Source organism: Arcanobacterium phocisimile, from assembly GCF_016904675.1.
GTDB classification, from domain to species: Bacteria; Actinomycetota; Actinomycetes; order Actinomycetales; family Actinomycetaceae; genus Arcanobacterium; species Arcanobacterium phocisimile.
Genome location: NZ_CP070228.1, coordinates 319,165 through 341,141, shown reverse-complemented (window position 1 = coordinate 341,141; position 21,977 = coordinate 319,165). Strand labels below are relative to the sequence as shown.

Annotated in this window: 22 protein-coding genes; 11 read left to right on the top strand and 11 right to left on the bottom strand. The window is 53.5% G+C overall.

What is annotated here, in order from left to right:
• Positions 1–5: 5 nt before the first annotated feature.
• From JTE88_RS01450 to JTE88_RS01440, 3 genes are all read right to left on the bottom strand, one after another.
• On the bottom strand, positions 6–365 hold the full coding sequence (locus JTE88_RS01450; protein ID WP_204424912.1) for an NADH-quinone oxidoreductase subunit A: 360 nt from the start codon (positions 363–365) through the stop codon (positions 6–8).
• A gap of 91 nt (positions 366–456) precedes the next feature.
• Positions 457–1,743, bottom strand: coding sequence for a geranylgeranyl reductase family protein (locus JTE88_RS01445; RefSeq protein WP_204424911.1), 1,287 nt, complete (start codon positions 1,741–1,743; stop codon positions 457–459).
• A gap of 172 nt (positions 1,744–1,915) precedes the next feature.
• Positions 1,916–2,656 carry a class I SAM-dependent methyltransferase gene (locus tag JTE88_RS01440; RefSeq protein ID WP_204424910.1) on the bottom strand — a complete coding sequence of 247 codons (741 nt, stop codon included), beginning with the start codon at positions 2,654–2,656 and terminating at the stop codon, positions 1,916–1,918.
• A 38-nt stretch (positions 2,657–2,694) separates the two neighbouring features.
• Between JTE88_RS01440 and JTE88_RS01435 the strand changes: the two genes are divergently transcribed.
• The gene (locus JTE88_RS01435) at positions 2,695–3,999 is read left to right on the top strand and encodes an isochorismate synthase (protein WP_204424909.1); all 1,305 of its coding nucleotides are present in this window, start codon (positions 2,695–2,697) and stop codon (positions 3,997–3,999) included.
• Between the two features lie 144 nt (positions 4,000–4,143).
• Here the strand turns inward: JTE88_RS01435 and JTE88_RS01430 are convergent, their stop codons facing one another.
• From JTE88_RS01430 to JTE88_RS01420, 3 genes are all read right to left on the bottom strand, one after another.
• Positions 4,144–5,655, bottom strand: coding sequence for a S1C family serine protease (locus JTE88_RS01430; RefSeq protein WP_239519533.1), 1,512 nt, complete (start codon positions 5,653–5,655; stop codon positions 4,144–4,146).
• Positions 5,656–5,736: 81 nt separating this feature from the next.
• Positions 5,737–7,371, bottom strand: a complete 1,635-nt coding sequence (menD, locus tag JTE88_RS01425) for a 2-succinyl-5-enolpyruvyl-6-hydroxy-3-cyclohexene-1-carboxylic-acid synthase (protein ID WP_204424908.1) — start codon at positions 7,369–7,371, stop codon at positions 5,737–5,739.
• Positions 7,372–7,381: 10 nt separating this feature from the next.
• On the bottom strand, positions 7,382–8,362 hold the full coding sequence (locus tag JTE88_RS01420) for an o-succinylbenzoate synthase (RefSeq protein ID WP_204424907.1): 981 nt from the start codon (positions 8,360–8,362) through the stop codon (positions 7,382–7,384).
• Positions 8,363–8,491: 129 nt separating this feature from the next.
• Here JTE88_RS01420 and JTE88_RS01415 point away from each other — a divergent pair, with 129 nt between their 5' ends.
• Genes JTE88_RS01415 through JTE88_RS01400 form a run of 4 tightly spaced genes read left to right on the top strand, consistent with a single transcriptional unit; the run spans position 8,492 to position 12,101 of the window.
• Positions 8,492–9,475, top strand: coding sequence for a 1,4-dihydroxy-2-naphthoyl-CoA synthase (locus tag JTE88_RS01415; RefSeq protein WP_204425680.1), 984 nt, complete (start codon positions 8,492–8,494; stop codon positions 9,473–9,475).
• Positions 9,476–9,491: 16 nt separating this feature from the next.
• Entirely contained in the window at positions 9,492–10,757 is a 1,266-nt protein-coding gene (locus JTE88_RS01410; RefSeq protein ID WP_204424905.1) for an AMP-binding protein, read from the top strand.
• A complete protein-coding gene (locus tag JTE88_RS01405) occupies positions 10,744–11,622 on the top strand; it encodes a 1,4-dihydroxy-2-naphthoate polyprenyltransferase (protein ID WP_204424904.1) in 879 nt (292 codons plus the stop codon). The genes JTE88_RS01410 and JTE88_RS01405 overlap by 14 nt, the downstream gene beginning before the upstream one ends.
• Positions 11,623–11,669: 47 nt before the next feature.
• Positions 11,670–12,101: a PLD nuclease N-terminal domain-containing protein gene (locus JTE88_RS01400; protein WP_204424903.1), complete on the top strand. Its 432-nt coding sequence runs from the start codon at positions 11,670–11,672 to the stop codon at positions 12,099–12,101.
• Positions 12,102–12,166: 65 nt separating this feature from the next.
• On the opposite strand, the gene JTE88_RS01395 is transcribed toward JTE88_RS01400, so the two are convergent.
• The 4 genes from JTE88_RS01395 to JTE88_RS01380 all read right to left on the bottom strand — a co-directional run bounded on the left by JTE88_RS01395 (position 12,167) and on the right by JTE88_RS01380 (position 13,902).
• Complete coding sequence (locus JTE88_RS01395) at positions 12,167–12,829, bottom strand: histidine phosphatase family protein (protein ID WP_204424902.1); 663 nt, start codon at positions 12,827–12,829, stop codon at positions 12,167–12,169.
• 36 nt (positions 12,830–12,865) lie between these two features.
• Positions 12,866–13,342, bottom strand: a complete 477-nt coding sequence (locus JTE88_RS01390; protein ID WP_204424901.1) for a MarR family winged helix-turn-helix transcriptional regulator — start codon at positions 13,340–13,342, stop codon at positions 12,866–12,868.
• A 159-nt stretch (positions 13,343–13,501) separates the two neighbouring features.
• Positions 13,502–13,600 carry a 30S ribosomal protein bS22 gene (locus JTE88_RS01385; RefSeq protein WP_005504750.1) on the bottom strand — a complete coding sequence of 33 codons (99 nt, stop codon included), beginning with the start codon at positions 13,598–13,600 and terminating at the stop codon, positions 13,502–13,504.
• Positions 13,601–13,686: 86 nt separating this feature from the next.
• Positions 13,687–13,902: a helix-turn-helix domain-containing protein gene (locus JTE88_RS01380; RefSeq protein WP_204424900.1), complete on the bottom strand. Its 216-nt coding sequence runs from the start codon at positions 13,900–13,902 to the stop codon at positions 13,687–13,689.
• Positions 13,903–14,254: 352 nt separating this feature from the next.
• Between JTE88_RS01380 and JTE88_RS01375 the strand changes: the two genes are divergently transcribed.
• From JTE88_RS01375 to radA, 3 genes are read left to right on the top strand one after another with little or no spacing between them, the layout of a single operon-like run.
• Positions 14,255–15,700: a TrkH family potassium uptake protein gene (locus tag JTE88_RS01375; protein ID WP_204424899.1), complete on the top strand. Its 1,446-nt coding sequence runs from the start codon at positions 14,255–14,257 to the stop codon at positions 15,698–15,700.
• A 37-nt stretch (positions 15,701–15,737) separates the two neighbouring features.
• Positions 15,738–16,406 (top strand): potassium channel family protein, encoded by a 669-nt coding sequence (locus JTE88_RS01370; RefSeq protein ID WP_204424897.1) that lies wholly within the window; start codon positions 15,738–15,740, stop codon positions 16,404–16,406.
• A 51-nt stretch (positions 16,407–16,457) separates the two neighbouring features.
• Entirely contained in the window at positions 16,458–17,831 is a 1,374-nt protein-coding gene (gene radA, locus JTE88_RS01365) for a DNA repair protein RadA (protein WP_204424895.1), read from the top strand.
• Positions 17,832–17,871: 40 nt separating this feature from the next.
• On the opposite strand, the gene JTE88_RS01360 is transcribed toward radA, so the two are convergent.
• Positions 17,872–18,801: a hypothetical protein gene (locus tag JTE88_RS01360; protein ID WP_204424893.1), complete on the bottom strand. Its 930-nt coding sequence runs from the start codon at positions 18,799–18,801 to the stop codon at positions 17,872–17,874.
• 266 nt (positions 18,802–19,067) lie between these two features.
• Here JTE88_RS01360 and JTE88_RS01355 point away from each other — a divergent pair, with 266 nt between their 5' ends.
• The 3 genes from JTE88_RS01355 to JTE88_RS01345 are packed head-to-tail and all read left to right on the top strand — an operon-like array spanning position 19,068 to position 21,965.
• Positions 19,068–20,549 (top strand): MFS transporter, encoded by a 1,482-nt coding sequence (locus JTE88_RS01355; protein ID WP_204424891.1) that lies wholly within the window; start codon positions 19,068–19,070, stop codon positions 20,547–20,549.
• Positions 20,536–21,081 (top strand): TetR/AcrR family transcriptional regulator, encoded by a 546-nt coding sequence (locus tag JTE88_RS01350; protein ID WP_204424889.1) that lies wholly within the window; start codon positions 20,536–20,538, stop codon positions 21,079–21,081. Before JTE88_RS01355 ends, JTE88_RS01350 begins: the two co-directional genes overlap by 14 nt.
• On the top strand, positions 21,078–21,965 hold the full coding sequence (locus JTE88_RS01345) for an HhH-GPD family protein (protein WP_239519532.1): 888 nt from the start codon (positions 21,078–21,080) through the stop codon (positions 21,963–21,965). Before JTE88_RS01350 ends, JTE88_RS01345 begins: the two co-directional genes overlap by 4 nt.
• Positions 21,966–21,977 lie beyond the last annotated feature (12 nt).

Sequence of the window (21,977 nt, the reverse complement as noted above, 5' to 3'; positions counted from 1 at the left end):
TTATTTCACTCCCAATCTAGGCCGCCACGGCGCCATTCGTATATGAATGGGACCGTAATAAGGAAGACGAAGGATGCAATCGCAATCAAACTTGCAAGTCCTAGCCGGTTAGCTGACACAGCCCAAGGGTAGAGGAACACAACTTCGATATCGAAAATAATGAACGTCATTGCCGTCAAGAAGTACTTGATAGGGAAACGTCCGGAGGCTCCAGCCGATGGCGTTGGTTCCAATCCGCATTCATAGTTAGCTACTTTGACGCGGTTGTAACGCTTTGGACCGATGATGGCGCTGACTGCCAGACCTCCGATACCAACCAGAGAAGCAACCGCGATCATGATCAGCAGTGGCACGTAGGGATTCATGCGACCTCCAACCCTTCATTGAGTGCCTGCGGTGAACAGACATCAATCTTACTCGTCTTTTTTCCTGCATTTGATGGTTCGTGATATATCGTCATGCTTTGGGAACCACCTTCGATAATGTCGTAATAACTTTGTCCATCCAATCGCCGTCGTGGCGATCATAGGAATCTGAAAGAAGCTTCATTACTAATTTCATCAGGGTTGGGCGCGGTAACCCGTATTTCACACACAGATGCATAATCTCCGGACGCTCGATGAGTGCGGCAAAAATGCGCCCTAACGTGTAGTAGCCGCCGAGTTCGGCTCGTAGTTCGCGCGGGTACTGTGCCATAACGCGATCTTGCGCTCCAATTGTTGGGCGGATGAGGGCCTGGGCGATAAAGTCGGCAACCATGCGCCCGCTCGCCATCGCATAGGCAATACCTTCACCGTTAAACGGCGAAACCATGCCGCCGGCATCGCCAACGAGGGCTAGACCGTTCTCGTAGTGTGGCTTGCGATTGAACGCCATTGGCAAAGCAGCTCCGCGCAACCGTCCTACTTGGTTTTCTGGGGTGAGTTCCCATTCATCGGGGGTGTTGGCTATCCACTTCGTGAAGACATCACGGTAATCAACCCCGGTGGGTTGCGCAGTTGACGACAGGGAGCCCAGACCGACGTTAACAAGACCGTCTCCGACGGCGAACATCCACGCATATCCCGGCAGTAACTCTGATTCACCGGGCTTACCAGCCCATAGTTCGAGCTGGGATTCCATCATGTCAGTGTTGGCAAGCGGGGAGCGGAAGTAGGTGCGGTGGGCAACTCCCATCGGCCGATTCATCGCCTTTTCTCGCCCGGTGGCGATAGCGAGACGAGCCGAAACACCACCACAATCGACCACGAATCGAGCCGAAATTGTAAATTCTTCACCGCGGGAGCCATCGGCAGTATTGCGTGCACGCACGCCAACAACTCGGCCAGATTTTTCGTGCACAACTGGACCGAGAACGGTCACTCCTTCACGCAAGCGCGCTCCAGAAGCTACGGCATGTTTGATCAGAAGGTGGTCTAAATCTTTGCGTGGCATTGCCGAACCGAAGTTTGGAACTGAAGCTAATTCTGGCCATGGAACTTCAATAACGTGCCCAGCACCATAACCGCGCACGCCCCAGTTACGTACCCAGCCATCTTCTTCACGGACGGAGATTCCCATCCGGATCAGCTCGGCCATCGCGCGGGGCGTTAGACCATCTCCGCAGACTTTATCGCGCGGGAATGTTGCCTTTTCGAGAACTAAAACATCGACACCATTTTGAGCGAGGTAATGCGCGGTCGCCGAACCTCCAGGGCCGGCTCCCACCACAATCACATCTGCATGTTCAGACCGGGACAACATTCACCGCTTTCGCTCATAGATTAGGACTTCTTTCCTTAGTCTACGGACTTTGACAGCACTCTAAGAACTCAGAACAAACTCATTTACGTTAGTGTTTAGTTGCTAAAATCATTTCGTGCCATAAGCCGCGCAAATTCACAGTAAAAACGCCACTTAAAGTCGCTTCCATCACTCATTTACGAATTGCGCGGTGCAATGCCACAATTCCATTAGTGAGGTTCTTATATTCCACGCTTCGCCATCCAGCTTCATGCATAACAGCAGCAAGATCCTTTTGAGAATGCCACGCCTGGATCGACTCACGTAAGTAATCATAAGCAGGCGCATCTGACGAGAAAATCGTCGACAGCAGCGGCATACCCAAACGCATGAACTCAAAATAGGTGGCGCGGAATAGCGGATTCGTTGGCTGGGAGAACTCCGCAACCACGATCTTTCCGCCGCGTTTAGTCACGCGCAGCATGTCGCGCAACGCTGCTTGTGTATCAACCACGTTGCGCAAACCATATGAAATTGTCACGACGTCGAATGCTTCATCCGCAAACGGCAACGCAGTAGCGTCACCTACCCGCAAATCCAACCCTGGGTGAAGTTCCCGGCCGCGAGCAATCATGCCAGGTGAGAAATCGCAGCCAATCACGTCTGCACCGTCGGCCGCATATCCAGCTGCGGAAGCGCCGGTACCACACGCAACGTCGAGAACTTTCAGCCCCACACGTGCGCCGACTGCTTCCCGGGTAACCTTGCGCCACACGTGCACAAGCCCGCCAGTTAAGACAGTGTTCGTCAGATCGTAGTGTTGGGCGACGTCGTCGAACATCTTCGATACATCGTGCGGTTTTTTCTCCAGCGATGCGCGGTGCTGGGAATTTTCAACTTCAGTTTGTGCGCTTAGCGATAGCGTTCTTTTCATGTCTGCATTTAATCACTTTCCGCACTAACATTCGAAACATGTACACCATCCCACATTTACGCGCCCAAACCACTCGCCTACCAAAGACGCCTGAATTGGCGGCGTTACTGACCTCGAAACGCCAGCAGCTTGCCTGGTTGCGAAACGGTAGCGGTTTGGTGGGAGCTGGCCAGGCAGCACGTTTTGATCTTGATCCAACGTCGCAAAGCTCCCACGAAGATGGCCGCCGGTTTGCTCTAGCTTCCCAATGGTGGCATGACATAGAAAATGCAGCTGAAATCCGCGACGAGATCGGTCAACCTGGTTCTGGTTTAGTTTCTTTTGGCTCCTTTAGTTTTACTCCTCATTCGCCAGCTGGGTCAACTCTCATCGTGCCCCAGGTTGTAGTTGGAATTACCGGCCCAGGAACCGGTTCTCAAACCTCCGGAGAGGCTTTTTTAACGCTGATCGGCCCCGATGATCAGGATGTGTTTACCACTTTAAGCCGACAGGCAAAAGAACTTCTGGACGCAGTACTCGTTGGTGTCTTGCCACAATACGAACCGATCCGCACTGCCAGGGTTGAACCCGCCGTTGATCCGGAACGATATTTGGCTGACATTGAGAGCATTACCCGAACTATTTCAGAAGGCGACGTCACAAAGGTCGTTATTGCGCGCCAACTTGATGTTGTTGCCGACTCCTCCATCGACGAGCGCTATCTTATTTCACACCTGGCTGATCATTTCGACGATTGCTGGACATTTGGAGTCGATGGCTTGGTCGGAGCCACACCAGAATTATTGGCACAAAGTAGCGCCGACGGGGTTTTCACCCGGGTACTAGCTGGCACAGTTGGCAAAGATGCTGCCGACACGGCTACTGAACTACTTGGTTCGCCGAAGATTCTTCATGAACATGAAGTTGCAGTGACTTCAGCAGCGGAGTCGTTGCGCAAAATTGGATCAGTAGATGTCACTGACCCATTTGTGCTTGAGTTGCCTAATGTTTCACATTTAGCCACTGATATTCGCACCACGCTCGCTTCGAATGCGGATGCTTTACAGGTTGCTGGGACCTTGCATCCAACGGCTGCGTTGGGCGGGACCCCGACGGTTCGCGCGTTAGAGATTATTAACGACGTCGAACCAACCGATCGCGACCGATTCGGCGCACCTGTTGGTTGGCTGGGCTCGGGCAATGCTGGGCAGTGGTGTGTGGCGCTACGCTGTGCACGTATTGATGGTGAGTTCGGAGCGCGTGCCTGGGCGGGTGGCGGAATTGTTGCAGATTCTGATCCGCAGGCGGAACTTGCTGAAACCGAAGCGAAGTTTGCGCCGATTATGGGAGCTTTCCAGGTTTAGGGTTTGCCGGGGATGTGCTGCTCTTAGGCTGTAGCTCCTACTTCTCAGGCGAGTACTGCACCAAATCGGCGCCCTGCGGCAAGAAGAGGTCTATATAGACCTCGCGTGTCGCAGGGTGCCATTTTGGAATATCATGACTGCGGTTTACCGCGGATCTTCGCGCGCTGCAAGCGTGACATCTACTTCAAGCAGCTCACCATCTCGCTCAAGTTTGAGGTTGATAGCATCTCCAGAACGGTACTGGCGAACGTAGCCAGTGAGCGCAGTGGCGGTTGAGACCTTTCGTCCGTCTACTTCGATGATGTTGTCACCTTCGCGCAATCCGGCCTTATCTGCAGGAGTTCCTGGTTCCACTGTTTTAACGGTTGCCGAGGTTCGGCGGGTACCGTCAAATTTAGCTAAACCGTTAGAGATAGTAACACCAAGGAAGGCATGTTCGGCGTGACCGGTATCGATCAATTGTTGGGCAACATTCTTTGCCAGATCGATCGGGATCGCAAAACCCAAACCGATCGAACCCCCGCCTTGTCCGCTAAAACTAGTTTTCACCGTAATGATTGACGATGCGATTCCGATAACTCGACCTTGTTGATCAAATACTGGCCCTCCAGAGTTTCCTGGGTTGATGGCTGCATCGATTTGGATTGCGTTCGTAACGACATTTGCGCCACGGTCTGCTTGAGTAGGGCGGTCAAGCGCGGAGATGACTCCCGTTGTTAAAGTTGAATCGAGGCCCATCGGGTTACCAATAGCAGCAACCGACTGCCCTACCTGCAGTGCAGCAGAGCTTCCTAGTCGCGCTACTGCCAAATCCGTTGGTGCATCTTTAATTGCCACCACCGCGAGATCAGTGGCTTCATCTGTTCCCACAATATCGCCTTCAAAAACTCGTCCGTCGGAGAACATAACGAAAAGCTCGTTTGCCCCTGACACCACGTGGTTATTGGTCAAGATATGGCCTTCATCGTCAATAATGACACCAGAGCCTTGAGACTGGCCAGTATCACTCGTGACGTCAAGCGAAACAACCGTTGTACCGACTTCTTTGGCAACTGCTTGCCAATCAGCTGCACCGACCGAACTGTCGACGAGCTGAGTTGTGCCTGACGGGCTTTCTTCGGCGCGCATTGTTGCTGGGCGGGGCCCGGGGTGGTTGAAAAAGTCATTCGCACCGATTCCGATTCCGCCACCAACCAAAGCGGCAACGATCGACGCAGCAATAAGTGCCGTCCAGCCAGGCTTACTTTTCTGCCGTGGCTGCCGAGCCACTGGAACGCCAATATATGAGGGCGAGGTTTGTGGTTGTGGACCAAAAGCGGTGTCGGCCTGACCGTATTGTTGCCATGGTTGCGCGCTAGCCCACTGGTGTTCCGCCGGCTCGGCCGCAGGTTGTTCGGTGACCGGCTCGGTGACCTGTTCTGCTACTTCTGGTTCTCCTACTGGCCTAGTGAACGGATGGGGAGCGAAATCATTGTATGTTTCACCCGCAGACTCTAAAGGAGTATCTGGCTGATCTACTGCCGGGGCTTGGTCAAGTAACGGCTCGAAGACCTGATCTGGCGACGCCTGCGTCTGCATTCTGTCTTGGGACTGTTGACCTCCAACGACACCATCGTTTTCGTCCTGTGGACGCGCGCCTTTTAGCTCTTCCATCATTTTCTCCTAATTACCAGGAATCTTCATCTGCTAAAAGATTCCCACCATGATCTCCCAATACTCCCAAAGAAGTATGGGAGTTTACTGAAAGTCATTTAGCCTGCGGTGAACAGCGTCAAGAACGTGCGCACGCCGTTGGGTCCGCAGCGCCCGATCCGCGCGCATCGACGTGTGCCCGAGCCGCACGTGGATAATTCGCACCCCTACTGGCACTCCACTGAGCACTTGACGCAACTGCTCAACGTCGTCAACTGGCTCATAGGTTGCACCAACCGCTTGTGCGTAAGCCGCAACATCGAGTTCCTTCTGCGTGCGGAACACTCGATCATAGGAAGCTTCCTGCCCAGTTCCGTACTCCAGTGTGGCAAAAAGTGAGCCCCCGGCGTCGTCAATCATGACGACGTCGAGATCCAAGGACTGCTGGTGTGCCGTATGCACTAAAGCACCAAGGTCGTGAACAAACGTCACATCTCCTAACGCCACCCGAACAGCTTTGCCGGTCGCCAACGCGATGCCGAGCGCGCTGGACATCGTCCCGTCAATCCCGGCAAGCCCACGGTTGGCATGCACCGGCGGGGCTGGAAGTGGTGCATAAAGATTTATTTCGCGAATAATCGACGATGCTCCCACTACCAGCGGAAGATGCATGCTGTGTTTGCTAATTTCGCGACCGATCGTGGCAAAACTGAAGTCGGTTGCGTGGCTGGAAATATGGTTTTCGGCCGCCTGTGAAGCCGCCTGCCAAGCAACCAACCATTCCTGGTCATGAACTAATACTGCGTCAAGATCTTCGACGTCGATCACCTGACCGCGACCGGCGACATCGGCATACGTCGGCACGTCGTCGAGAATATAAACCTCGACGTTCGGATCGGCAAGCAGTGCTGAGATTTCGCGGGTGAGTGTGGGATGCCCGACGACGACAACCCGGTTAATCTGGGCTCGCAACTGACTCGAAAGCACAATCGGATGCGCCACGACGGCATTGGGATGATTACGAAGCGACGCAGACGGCTCAGCCAGAATCGGCACCCCGACAAAGTGTGAAAAGTTAAGGTTTTGGTGGACTACCGTACTCCCGGCAACAACCACGCAGCGCACAGTTCTATCACCTTCGCCACCGATGTCCCGGTGTTGCGCTTGCTCCACATCGACGACCACACTTTCCCATCGAATTTCGGGCATGAGTGGTTCAATGAATCCCACGTTGAGATGGACTGGTCCGGGTACAGTGCCCAGATGCTCTCCGCGCGCCCCGCCCACAATTCGCCGAATGAGGCCACCCACATTCGTCAGCGAACCACCAGCGGGGAACTCTCGAAAATCTCGAACCGACCCGGCTAACACTGCCTGATGGTCAGTGGTTTGGCTCGCACGCACCCCACGCATATGATGTGGCCGATCCGAGCTGAGCACGATGAGTGGAACCCCAGCATAAAACGCTTCTTCGACGGCCGGATGCAGGTTTGCCACAGCCGAACCAGAGGTGGTCACAACCGCCGTCAGCTCCCCCACCGAACCAGCGCCGAGCGCCACAAATCCTGCAACACGTTCGTCAGTTTCCACATGCAACCGAACCAAACCTGCCTGTTCGGCGTCGTAGAGCGCGTAGGCGAATGGAGCAGAGCGCGAACCGGGGCATAACACGAATGTGCGCACTCCGTGAGCAATCAGATGCGTAAGAATTGCACGTGCGGTGGTGGTTGAATCTGCCACTTCTACTCCCCTACTGAACGTATTCGTCGGTGTGTAACGTGTAGTTCGCGTCGATAGTGCAATATTGCCACATGCTTTCTAGGCGCATGTCCCAGGCCTGTACAAGTTGCGGATCTGGCGCCGGAATATGGTCTGGTTCGACGTCGCGAACTGCAATCGTACCGTTTTTGGGCACCAGTGAGTCGGTGACCGTATCGGCGGTCAATAATTGCACAGTTGCCAGTCCGCATGCATACGGCAACTGTGGCAGGGCTGCCGCGAACGCCAATCCGGCACGGATACCGATTGAGCTTTCTAACGCCGAGGAAACAACAACTGGCAGTTCGATCTGTTTGGCGATCTCGAGCGCTGCACGCACGCCACCAAGCGGCTGATTTTTTACGACGATGAGGTCGGCGGCGTTGAGTTGTTTGACGCGCATCGGGTCGCTGGCTCGTCGTATCGATTCATCAGCAGCTATGGGCACGGGGGAGATTTTGCGCAGGCGGGCGAGGTCCTCGACGTCGGCCACCGGCTGTTCAGCATACTCCAAACCGCCAGCTGCTTCGTTAAGGGCTAGGAGGGCATCGCGGGCCTGGGTCACATCCCAGGCGCCGTTGACGTCTACCCGGATTTTTCCGTTCGTACCCAAGGCTTCGCGTACTGCGGCGACGCGCGAGAGATCGTCTGCAAGATTTTGCCCTGGTTCGCCGACTTTAACTTTCGCAGTGGTGCAGGTGCCGGCTAACACGATGTCGCGAGCGCGCTGCGGCGTGGTTGCTGGGACTGTGACGTTGACCGGGATATCGGTGCGTTGTGGCTGGGGATAAGGTTGAGTTGCACTTTCGATGCCGGCATTAAGCCAGGCAGCCGAATACTGCGGATCGTAGTCCCAAAATGGGCTGGTTTCTCCCCAGCCGGCTGGGCCGTGGATGAGCAGACCATCGCGTTGGGTCAGCCCGCGAAATTTGGTGTGTAACGGTGAAGTGTAGACGTAGATGTCAAGATGCATAATGCCTAGTTTAGTCGTGACGTGGCTGTAGGTGGTGGCTGTGTTGGTGAGCTTACAGCGGGTGTGGGCTGGCCTCGTGGTGTGCGAGTGAATGGTGTGGGAGGCTCGTGGCACAATAGTGCTATGACTATTTCTCCTTTGCCAGCTGTTGTTTCTGAGATTTTCGATCCGCGCCGGTGGCGTAGCGTTGAGGGTTTCCCAGATGCCGATATCACCTACCATCGCGGGGTTGAACGTGAGTTTTCGCCGTCTGGTGAGGTGATCTCGGAGCGCGATTTGCCGGTAGTGCGAATTGCGTTTAATCGTCCAGAGGTACGCAATGCGTTCCGGCCGGAGACTGTTGATCAGCTCTATCGTGCCTTAGATCACGCTCGGCTAACTGGCGAGATTGGTTGCGTTATTTTGACTGGTAACGGACCGTCTGCCAAAGACGGCGGGTGGGCGTTTTGTTCTGGAGGCGATCAGCGTATTCGAGGTCGCGATGGCTATCGGTATGACGGTGGCGATGACGATCCGCAGTTGAATAAAGCTACTCGTGATTCGGTGGATCCACACCGTGCGGGCCGGTTGCACATTTTGGAAGTTCAGCGTTTGATGCGCAACTCGGGCATGGTCATTATTGGCGCGATTTCGGGTTGGGCTACTGGTGGCGGTCATTCGCTCAATGTTTTGTGCGATCTGTCGATTGCTTCGCTAGAGCATGCGCGGTTTATGCAGGTCGATGCCAATGTTGGCTCGTTTGACGCTGGTTATGGTTCGGCGTTGTTGGCTCGCCAGGTTGGCGATAAACGGGCTCGGGAGATTTTCTTCCTTGCCCGTGAGTATTCGGCTACTGATGCACAACAGTGGGGTGTGGTTAATGAGGCGGTTGCGCATTCCGAGTTAGAAAATAAGGCGTTGGAGTATGCGCAGATTATTGGCACGAAGTCTCCGCAGGCGATTCGCATGTTGAAGTTTGCATTTAATTTGGCTGATGATGGCTTGGCTGGTCAGCAGGTTTTTGCCGGCGAGACTACTCGCTTGGCATATATGACGGCAGAGGCGCAAGAAGGTCGCGATGCATTTTTAGAAAAGCGCGCGCCACGGTGGGATAATTTCCCGTTCTACGCGTAATCTGCTTGGCATAGTTATGGTTGCTAACTCGTTTGTTCCGTTGCCCGATCCACAAGTGGTTGTGTGTGATGGCACTGAGGTACCGATGATTCTGGGGGCGATCCGCGATGGGCTTGCCGGGATGAATCGAGCACCAATTTTCGTTGTTGGACCCAATGTGTCGCCGGCGGATACGCTACATGAGGTACGCCAGGTTGGCTACCCACATGGCACCGGGGTGTTGATGCGTACCTCGGGGTCGACGTCGGGGACCGGTAAAATTGTTGCGCTCTCGTGGGAGTCATTATGCGCTTCGGCGGCTGCCACGCATGCGGCATTGGCTGGGCCGGGGCGTTGGCTCGCCGATCTTCCGGTGTTTCATATTGCGGGTTTTCAGACGCTTGTGCGCTCGGTTCTAGCTGGCACTGAGCCGTTGCGGATAAGTTTGGCTGAGTTGCTGGCAGATCCTGAGGTACTTAAGCTTGGCGAGCCTGGCCAGCCCACATATTGTTCGGTTGTTCCTACCCAGCTTTCTCGGATTGTTGGCTCTCCTCAGTTACACGACGCTGCCCGGAAGCTGATCTTTCTCGTTGGCGGTGCCGCAACATCGGGAGCGTTGTTGGAGCGGGCTCGCGAAGCCGGCTTAACAGTTCACACCTCGTATGGCATGACGGAGACCTGTGGCGGATGCGTGTATGACGGGTGGCCGATTGGTGACGCGGTTGTTTCGCTTTCGGAGCGCGGTCAAGTTTCACTCACTGGTTCGATGGTAGCGCTCGGTTATCTGCCAACGCCCAGTTCGAACGTTGCATCTGACGCCGACACCGCTTCCCACACCGACGCCGATGTGGCAGGCATCTTCCCTTCCGGCCCTGCAGGAACTATCCGTACCCACCGCACCCGCGATCTTGGCGAGTTTGGCCCACAAGGCGACCTACGCATCCTGGGCCGCACGGACGACGCCATCACCACCGGTGGGTTAACAATCATTCCTCGCATAGTCGAAGAAACATTGGAACGCGAGTTGGGCACCACCGTCGTTGTCATCGCAATTGCCGACGACGAATGGGGACAATCTGCTATCGCCATCGTCGATATTCCCCAGCACGAACTCCCGCCCGAGAGACAAGAAATGTTACGCATGCACGTCAAGCGCGTTCTTGGCACAGGCTGGCAACCGCGTCAAATCCTGCCGCTAAGTACGTTGAAATATTCGGCATGGCCACAAACCGCCTCTGGGAAGATTGATCGCCGAACCATTGCCCGGCAAGCCAGCATATACTTTTTATATGGCAACAGTTAACGATTGGCTCGAAGGCGCCCGCGTGCGCACCCTCCCAGCGGCGGTAGCTCCGGTAATCATCGGCGCCGGACTAGCTCACTACGACGGCGGATTCTCCTGGATTCGAACGCTCCTCGCAGCGTTCGTCGCCCTCGCATTCCAAGTAGGTGTGAACTTCTCAAACGATTATTCCGACGGCATCCGTGGAACTGATGACCACCGCCAAGGTCCACCGCGAATAACCGGCGGCGGAAAAGTTCGGCCAAAAGTCGTGCTTGCTATCGCGCTGAGCTTCTTCACCGCCGCATGTATCGCCGGTCTCGCACTCGTTGCACTCTCCGGCCAGTGGTGGCTCATCGGTCTTGGTGCAGCGGCTGCCGCGGCTGCCTGGTTCTACACCGGGGGGAAACATCCCTACGGTTACCTCGGACTAGGCGAAGTATTCGTCATGGCTTTCTTTGGCTGGATGGCTACCGTTGGTACCGCTTATGTTCAGACTGGACTGGCACCGTGGTACGCGTGGGCAGCCGGCACCGGGGTTGGCCTGATTGCCTGTGCCTTGCTGATGGTGAACAATATCCGAGATATTCCAACCGATAGTGAAACTGGTAAACGTACTTTGGCTGTTCGCATGGGCGATACTCGAGCACGCGATGTCTTTGCTGGAATGCTGGTTTCAGCAGTCTTTATCCAAGCTGTTGTGCTTGCCTGGCTGAGCGGATGGTTGGGTGTGGCTAGTTTGGCGCTCATTATTCCTATCGCGCCAACGATTCTTGAGGTACGCGGTAGAGCTCGTGGAAAGTACCTTATTCCGGCTCTCAAGCGTACCGGAATCTTCGAACTTGCTTACGCATTGGTGTTCTTGCTCGGCTTTACGCTGAACTAAAACACGTGAACTATCTTTCGGCACGAAAGTTCAATAAACTTAACTGCGTGGCTCGAGTATTTCTTGTTTTAACTGTTTTAGCACTACACATCTATTCGTTTATTGCTGTAGTACATACTGATCGTTCGGATCTGCCGGCGCGCCTTCCTAAGGTTGCGTGGCTGGTTTTGACGCTTATTGTTCCGATCTTGGGACCCCTCTTGTGGTTATTCTTCAAGAATCAGCATCTGTTCCGCTCCGGTACTACGCTATCCTCAGACTCGTTAAATAAGCCTTTCGGCCGCCGTAAAGAACAGCCTGCTGGCCCAGTGGCTCCTGACGATGATCCAGAGTTTCTTGCCCGGCTAGAAGCGCAAAATCGCCGCCGTGCCTACGAACAACAAAAGCGTGCAGAAAATGGCGAAATTGATGAGCCAGATGACGAACCTAAGTCTCCAGAAGAGCCCGAGGAAGACGGCGGGTTATACGGCCGCCGCTAAAGGACAGACAAATATCCTCCGAGTTGTGGTGGTATCACCGCAACTCGGAGGATATTAATGTTTTGCTACTTTTTTGTTTGTGCCTGGGACGTACCCGGGACCATATCAGCAGCTTGCGCCAAAATATCGGCGGCCGGCTCCCAATAATCAAGGGAGATCAGTTGTCGACCTACGAAAGTCAAGGATGTAACTGAGGCTAAGGAACATTCGCGTCGGCGTGGATCGTGAGCCAGCGGAAGCCGTTCAATAAAACGCCGCATCGTCCAGATCGGGAGCTGGTGGGAAACAATAACTGCCTCGCCACCACTAGCTACAGTGATTGCATCTGAAATAGCGGCCGACATGCGCTTGACGATGTCGGTGTAAGGTTCACCCCATGACGGTTCAAGCGGATTGGAATACCACGACCAGAAACGTGGATGGGCGAGTTGCCACCGGTTAGAGTTCACATCAATACCTTCGAACTTGTTATCTGCTTCGATAACACGCTCATCGGTTGTGATAGCGAGCCCGAACGCTTCAGCAGTTGGCGTTCCAGTTTCAATTGCGCGCTCTAAGGGAGAGGTAATCACAGTTCGAATATCGTGACCGGCAAAAGCTTGAGCCACTTTTTTCGCCATAGTATGCCCTAGCTCAGTGAGGTGGTAACCAGGGCGGCGTCCATAAAGAACACCTTCCGGATTATCTACTTCACCATGTCGTACTAAATGAACTGTTGTGATATCCATACCTTTAGCTTACCTGATGATTCCTGGCAAAGATGGCTACTGGCTACAGACTCGTTTTTCGGTCTCTTCAGCGTCGATAAGTTTGCCAAAGATTTCGCCTAACGTAAGAAGTTCTTCGCGAGTAAGTTTGCTGAGAAAATGCTCGCGCAGAGCTTCGGTGTGATCCGCAGTAGACGCTTCAATTTTTTCCTGCCCCTGATCAGTTAAACGACAGAAAATCCCCCGTCGGTCAGCTGGGCATTGGAAACGCTCCACGTATCCAGCTTTTTCTAGCCGGGCAACCGTGTGAGTTAAACGGGACCGCGAGTGGACAAGATCAGTTGCCAGAACTGACATCCGAGCTTGTTGCTTTTCGGCTTCAGCTAATCGCATCAGGACTTCGAATTCATGGAGCGCCAACCCGAAGTTTTCGACGTCATCGTGATTGACAGCATCACGCACGGCAGCTTGGCCACGCATAAAATTACGCCAGGCTTGCTGCTCTTCTTCATTGAGCATTCGTGTTTGTGTCATGTTAAAGTTCCCTACCGAGTTAATATTGAATATTTAACTATCTTAGTCGGATTTTTCAGCTTATTCAACCATGGGCGAGAAATCATCATCTATTTCCCTACGCATGGAAGCAATTCATCCGCATAAAATAATCGAGAGCCCGAAGGCCCTCGATTATAGTCACTTCTTGTTGCGACGCTGATGACGAGTCTTGCGAAGCAGTTTGCGGTGCTTCTTCTTCGACATGCGCTTGCGACGCTTCTTAATAACGGAACCCACAGGTTACCTCCGGATTGAAACTATTACGGACGAGCCGCGTTTACGAACAGAACAGATTCTACATGACGTAGAGCGTTGCAAACGAATTAAGATCCGGATGCTTCACGATAATCTAATGATGCCCCACCCGTCAGGAGCTGATCAACAGCAGACTTCGGGACGCGGTAGGAGTTACCAACACGCACTGCAGGAAGATCTCCTGCATGCACCATACGATAGACAGTCATTCGCGAAACCCGCGTCATATCAGCAACTTCGGCTACAGTAAAGAACTGTGGAGTTGATGATGGGAGGTGAGCCATCTGCGATTCCGTTCTCGTATGGGCGAGCTTAAAAGCTCAGTGCGATTGATATTCAAGCACTCTCTACACTCGTAAACTAAGTGAAAAACGACACGTAGAGAAAAGCTTGGTTCTTCGCTAATCCTACCGGAAGAACTCTATTTTTACATCCTCAAACTTAATTAACTCCGCTTCTCTCTTCTTCGGTTCGTCACATTTACTCACCGTCAGCCACTAACATTGTCGAACTTGTTCATCACATGAAGCCGCAATCTCCCCGTTATATAGTTAGGGTTAATGCATCGTAACAACACAGTGGCGACCTCGGTGGAAAAGTGATCCCCAACCGTCGACGTCGGGGAAGGAACATAACATGGCACCTAAAGTTCCTCGACGGCCCTCATTTCCTCGTCGAGGTAAACGCGAAATTCGGATGTCACTGGGCCCAGATACTGAGCTAAGTATTGACGCACCCTCAGTACGCAGCTATATCAATGCTCTCGCGCGCCGCTCACCTGCACGCCTAGCAATGCTCGTTTTCGGCGCGCTGATTTTAACGATCACGTTCTTACTCATGCTCCCGTTCTCCTCCCGGGTTCCCGGTAACGCATCCTTTCTCGACGCGTTATTCACTGCCACCTCAGCGGTCTGTGTTACCGGATTAACCGTGGTCGACTCCGCTAGTCACTGGACTGTCTTCGGTCATGTCGTTCTCGCTCTCGGCATCCAGATCGGTGGTTTGGGCGTGATGGTTATCGCCTCAATTTTGGCGCTGGCAGTCTCTCGGCATCTAGGACTCACCCAACGCATGCTTGCCGCCACCGAAACACAAAGTAGGCTTGGCGATGTTGGTGCTCTACTACGTGCAGTTATTGCCACCTCCGTTATTGCGGAGAGCGTTCTGACAATTATTTTCTTGTTCACTTTCGTCCGATTAGATTCCTCATTCGTCAGCGCTCTCGGTCATTCTTTCTTCATGGCACTTTCCACGTTTAACAACGCCGGTTTCGTCATCCTTGATGCGGGACTAGCCCCATTCGTCGGTAATTGGGCAGTGAGCGTGCCAATTATTCTCGGAACAATCATCGGAGCAGTTGGCTTCCCCGTTACTCTCAATATTGCAAAGAATCTGCGTCGTCCCAGCGAGTGGACACTCCATTCGAAACTGACCGTCGTTACCTACTTTTCCTTACTCGGGCTCTCAATTATGATGATGGGTTTACTTGAGTGGTCCAATCCAGCAACTTTTGGGCAACTATCGGGCGCCGAACGTACTTTGGCTACCGTCTTTCACGCCACCACCCCGCGCTCGAGCGGACTTGCCACAATCGACATCAGCCAGATGCAGCAGTCAACCTGGTTCTTCCTTGACATGATGATGTTTATCGGCGGAGGCTCAGCGTCAACCGGCGGTGGCATCAAGGTAACCACGTTCGCAGTACTCGTCTTGGCAATCCGAGCCGAAGCTCGTGGCGACCGCGACACAGAAGCATTCGGCAAACGTATCCCACCCGATGTTGTACGACTAGCTATTTCGGCAACATTCCTTGGGACGTTGCTCGTCACGTCATCAACACTCTTATTAACGCACATAACTAACTTATCGTTTTCCCAGGTTCTTTTCGAAGTCATTTCTGCATTCGCTACCTGCGGGCTTTCTACCGGCATCACGCCAGGTCTGCCCGATTCCGCACAACTAGTTTTGATCATGCTCATGTACTTTGGCCGGGTAGGAACGATGACATTAGCTGCTGCACTGGCTCTGCGAAATCGACGTCGTGTTATTCGCCTCCCTGAAGAACGCCCGGTGATCGGCTAGGCTAAAACCATCTATCGTTAACACTGGAGGAACGCGAATGGTTCGGATGGCAAATCAAGGATCGGATGCCGTTTTAGTGATCGGTTTGGGCCGCTTTGGTTCCGCTATTGCAGTCACTCTCGATAAACTTGGTCGTGACGTTCTCGCGGTGGAATCAGACTCTGACCTCGCCCAACAATGGTCTCATCGGTTTCGTGTCGTAGAAGCTGATGCTCGTTCATCCGAAGCGCTACACCAGTTAGGCGCTGAAGATTTCCAGATCGCCGTCGTCGGTGTCGGTACTTCTTTGGAAGCAAGTGTGCTCATTACTGCCAATCTTGTTGACATGGGAATGCGCGAGATTTGGGCGAAGGCTACCTCACGCGAGCATGGAACTATTTTGCGCAGAATCGGTGCGAACCACGTCGTCTACCCAGAGTACGACGCCGGACAGCGCGTCGCACATATGGTTTCAGGAAAGATGCTTGACTACATTGAAATGGAAGATCAGTTCACGATCGTTAAAATGCTACCGCCAAAAGATATGGTCGGTTTTACATTAGAAGAGAGCCGGATTCAAGAACGGTTTGGGGTGCGCGTCATCGGTGTGAAATCACATGGTCAACCATTTGAGTACGCTACTCCGAAAACTCTCGTATCAGCTGGCGATACTCTCATTGTTTCCGGCGATCCTGCTTTGTTAGAAAGTTTTGCGAACCGTATCTAACCAATGCCTCGTACACAAGAATGTGTCGGACCTGGTTGTTAAGGTAATTCCATGGCAAAAAGTAAAGCTCAATTCGCGTGTACCGAATGTGGATGGACTACGTCAAAATGGGTAGGGCGCTGTGGCGAGTGCCAACAGTGGGGAACAGTTGTTGAGGCAGGGTTTAATCCTGCGGCACGCACTGTTACTGCGCTAACTCCTGTTACTTCTGCCCAGCCAATTACCGATGTTAGTGCACAAGCCTCAGTGAAATCTCCGACCGGTGTAGGAGAACTCGATCGAGTACTCGGTGGCGGTTTGGTCCCGGGTGTTGTTGTGTTGCTCGCTGGCGAACCCGGGGTTGGAAAATCCACTCTCTTGCTTGATGTCGCAGCCAAAGCAGCGCGCGAGGCGCGCAATGCAGGCAAAGCTCCAGTTTTATATGTCACTGGTGAAGAGTCAGCTTCGCAGGTGCGTTCACGCGCCGAACGTATCGGAGCTCTCGATCCTCACTTATTGCTTGCCGCTGAAGCTGATTTGGCCCGAGTTTTAGGCCATATCGAAGATTCAAAACCATCGTTACTTATCGTCGATTCCGTCCAGACGATTGCCAATCCGGAGATTGATGGATCTGCTGGTGGAGTCGCACAAGTTAAGGCAGTCACCTCAGCATTGGTTAACCGGGCGAAGAGTACTGACTTGCCGATTGTGGTTGTCGGCCATGTCACGAAAGATGGTTCGATTGCTGGCCCTCGTGTACTTGAACATTTAGTAGATGTCGTTTGCCAATTCGAAGGCGATAAACATTCTCGGCTACGTATGGTGCGGGCGGTAAAAAATCGTTACGGAGCAACTGATGAAGTTGGCTGTTTCGAACTTATCGATGCCGGAATCCGCGAACTTGAGGATCCTTCAGGGTTGTTTTTAAGTTCCCGCAATCTCACGGTGCCGGGCACCTGCGTCACTGTCACACTCGAAGGGCGTCGGCCGATGCCGGTCGAAGTCCAAGCCTTACGCGTTCCAGCCGCAGGCCCGCCGCGCCGTACTACATCCGGTGTTGATTCTTCGCGCGTAGCAATGATGTTGGCAGTGCTCCAGTCACGGCTGGGTGTCGCCTACGATCATTGTGACGTATTTGTCTCTACTGTGGGTGGCGCGAAAGCTAACGAACCGAGTGTCGATCTGGCCACCATACTTGCGTTAGCGTCAACTGCCGCTGATTTGCCGCTAGCCCCAGGAGTTGTCGCACTAGGCGAAGTCTCGCTCACCGGCGAATTGCGCCCAGTTGTTGGATTGCAACAGCGAGTCAACGAAGCTCACCGGCTAGGGTTCTCGGTGGCTCTAGTTCCGGAAGCTGGAGATGAAATAACGACTCCAGGGTCTCTGACAATTCGCAGAATTTCAGATGTGCGTAGCGCTATCAACGCTGTATTACCCACTCATTAAACGTTGTATCCATAATTGCCGGCTGTGCTAGCGTTTACTTCTAGTTGTTCTCAGCAGGAACCGGAGCTGAGAACACTTGGAACGGCAGGCCCTTCTCAGTCATTTTCTCACCCATGTAGTACACATTGGCTACATAGGATCCTGCCGCAGCCGGAGCGTTTGAACCACACATCTTGCCCCCATACATTCCATTCCACGTGAATGTCTGTGTGGTAGTTACGCCCTTATCAAGTAACAAGCGGGGTGCACTTATGCCAGCTTCGCAGGTTTCGGAATCGAAGACCTTAATATCACCAGTATTGATCGTTACTTTGAAATCGGATGCAGATGTTTCCATTGAACATGGCACTTTACTGCCAGTATTTTTCACCGAAACACTAATTGCAATCGGTTGTCCGCCAGTATTTCCCTCTCGCGACAGCTCAGTAGTCAAAAAGTCCAACTGACACGGAACCGGATCAAAAGCTCTGGCTGGATCGGGCGGAGCAGCATGTTCTTCAATTTTCTTCAGCGAAAACCACACTAGCCACAAGGACGCGGCAATAACTAACAAAAATGCGAGAATAAGCGATATCCAGCGAAGTTGGCGACGGCGTTGTTTGACTGCACGCAACTGGTGTGCTCGAATAGCCGCTTGGCGCTGATGGGCGTGAGAACGCCCATCACGCGAACGTGCCTCATCATGAGGACGACGTCGAACAGGAGTTTTTCCACTCGCGTTAGCTGGCACTCGCCCACCGGAAACTCGTTGGGGCCGACGTGGTCGCTGCGCCTGGTCTGCTCGCGAGCGCACCTCTTGCCTGGATTGCGCAGCATTCGTAGCACGACGAGGCTGACTAGCGGCTCGCGTTTGGCGTGGCTGCTCACTGGCATGAGTACGGGTACCGCGTGTCCGTGCGTTTCGAGGGGTAGCCGACGAGCGCCCACCCTTCGCTGATGGACGAGAACCTGAACCGCGCTGATTATTCACAAGACCAACGGTATCTGTCAACGCCCAAACAACGAAACGTCCACGCCGTCAGATGGTGACTTTCACGTTTTCCCACCCAGGCTGTTCCCTCATGCATCTTCTTTCCTTGGCATTCAGAAATGACATAACACAAGGTGAGTTTTTAAGACCTGCCGAAAACGACGTAGATTTCTCCAGCTTTCATAATGATTGATCAAGTGAGAGATCGATGACGAAAGATCATTTCACGCCTATAACTACACCGACCGTTCGGTACAGTTATGGGCATGTCGAGTCTCTCTTCTGTTCCCAAACAACCGCCCACGCCACACAAGTGGATGTTCCTCGCGGTTCTTAGCCTTGGCTTGTTCCTCGTCGGGGTAGATAACTCAGTTCTCTACACTGCCCTGCCAGCACTGCGTACCGCATTGAACACTACCGAGCTCCAAGGGCTCTGGATTATCAACGCCTACCCGCTAGTTCTAGCAGGCCTCCTGCTTGGTACAGGTACGCTCGGTGATAAAATCGGCCACCGTCGCATGTGGATGATCGGTCTTGTCATCTTCGGCATCGCCTCGCTTGCCGCTGCTTTCTCCCCTAATCCATGGGCACTTATTGCGGCACGCGCACTTCTCGGGTTTGCCGCCGCTACTCTCATGCCAGCTACCTTGGCACTACTGCGCACCACTTTCACAGATCCCCGAGAACTCGCCACTGCGATCGGCATCTGGGCTGCTACCGCCTCCGTTGGCGCAGCAGCTGGCCCGGTAGTTGGTGGCTTCTTACTCGGTCACTTTTGGTGGGGCTCGATATTCTTAATCAACATCCCGGTAGTCATAATCGCCTTTCTTACCACCCTGGCAATCGCACCGGCAAACATCGCATCCCCGGAAAAACACTGGGACTTACTTTCCAGCCTTTACGCCATGTTCGCTATGTTCGGAATGGTGATGTTCATCAAGGAAATTGCCGGGCAGCAGCATATGTGGATCGTCATCGCATCACTCATTTCTGCTATCGCTGGCGCCGTAGCTTTCAAACTACGTCAAGATAAACTCGTTGCCCCCTTGATCGAATTCTCAATCTTCTATTCACGCATGTTCTCAGCCGGCGCGCTCGCAGCTGGCATGAGTCTGTTCATTATCGGCGGCTCGGAACTCATGACCACCCAGCGCTTCCAAATGTCTGCTGGATATACACCGTTACAAGCCGGGCTATTAGTTGCAGTAGCAGCAGTCGCTGCCTTCTTCACCTCTGCGCTCGGTGGGGCAATCCTTCATATTGCCGGTTTCCGAACGCTTATTTCTGGCGGATTTACCATAGCCGGTATTGGATTGACCATCGTGTACTTCGGTGTACTTCAGACCCTCTTATGGCTAACTATTACCGGACTTGCCCTCATGGGTGCCGGCATAGGATTGGTTATGAGTGTTTCGTCTACCGCAATTATCGGCTCCGCACCAAAAAGCCGAGCCGGAATGGCAGCTGCAGTCGAAGAAGTCTCCTATGAGATCGGCACCGTTTTTTCGGTAGCTATCGTCGGTAGTCTGCTCCCCTTCTTCTATCGAAAGAATGTACCCACGGCAATCCAATCCTCAATTGTTGACGGCTTAGCCCACCCGACTTTGGCAGATAGCGCACGCGCCGGCTACGACGCAGCATATTTAAACATGCTGCTACTCATGTTAATCTTCACCGCAATCGCCGTCGTCGTCACCGCATATGCACTACGCGGAAACCCGAAAGAAACTCCCTATGCGCACGAGTAAGAAGACCACAATACTCAAAGCTATCGTTGAAATTATCGAAGAATCCGGGGTTTCTGGAGTAACCTACGAAGCTGTCGCCACCAAATGTGAGTTGAGTAAATCTGGGCTCATCTATCACTTCCCGTCACGTGAAACAATGCTCGAAGAAGCACACCGCTACATGGCCCAACACTGGGAAGAGAGTCTGCGCGAAAGCCTCGACGCCACGGACAATCCGACGTCGGTGACCGCTATCCTCAAAGCTAACCTTGCCGTCTCACAACATGCAGCTACGCGCGCTGAACTGTTAATGACGATCGACGCTGCTTCCACCCCAGAGCTGTACACGATCTGGTCCGAAACACTCGACCAATGGACGTGTGCTCCGGACAAAATCACTACCGATCCGCGAGCATGTCAGGCATATCTGGTACAACTCATTGCCGATGGCTTGTGGGCGCACGACTATATTAACGGTCGAAAATTAACCAAAGAACAACGCGCCGCGCTTGTGGACGCCGCACTTAACCTCATACCAGGCAACGAATCGTGACCGCACAGCATTCTCACCTCTACTCCCAACTCACCAATTGGTTTTCTCAGTCCGCCCGGCCACTGCCCTGGCGGCAAACCCGCGATCCTTGGGCGATTTTGCTATGCGAAGTGATGAGTCAACAAACACCGGTCGCACGTGTCGAACCAACCTGGTATCTGTGGCTGGAGCGCTGGCCCACCCCCACCGATCTGGCGAACGCTACAGCCGCCGATGTGCTTCTGGCATGGGATTGCATGGGGTATCCGCGCCGGGCGCTACGGTTACGCGAATGTGCCCAAGCTATTACTGAACGGTTTTCAGGTGAAGTTCCGCGCCAACGCGAGGAATTATTGAGTCTGCCAGGAATTGGCCCGTATACTGCTGACGCTATTTTGGCGTTCGCCTATGAAGACTATTCTGTTGTTCTCGATACGAATATTCGCCGAGTGTTAGCGCGGTGGAACGGTCAGGCGTTGCCGGCGCCAACTCAAACGCAAGCTGAACGCCAACTGGCACAAGAGTATGTTCCGACCGAACCAGATCAGGCTTGGCGTTGGAATGCTGCGATTATGGAGTTTGGGGCACTGGTGTGTACGGCACGTAACCCGCGTTGCCAGGTGTGCCCGGTTAGTGACAGCTGTGGTTGGAAAAACGCTGGCTACCCCAGTGATGCCTATGCTCAGAATCGGACGACGCAAAAATGGGCGGGGACGAACCGGCAGGCGCGCGGAGCGATTATGGCTGTGGTGCGCGCCAATCCACATGAGTCGTTTACTGAAGACGTGCTCCGCGAGTTGAGTACGTTATCGGAGGATCGTTTCACGGCAGCGTTTCGCGGATTAATAACTGACGGTTTAATCGCTAGTAACGACGCCGGATTCTATAGTTTGCCGCGAACCTAAACAAGTTGCATA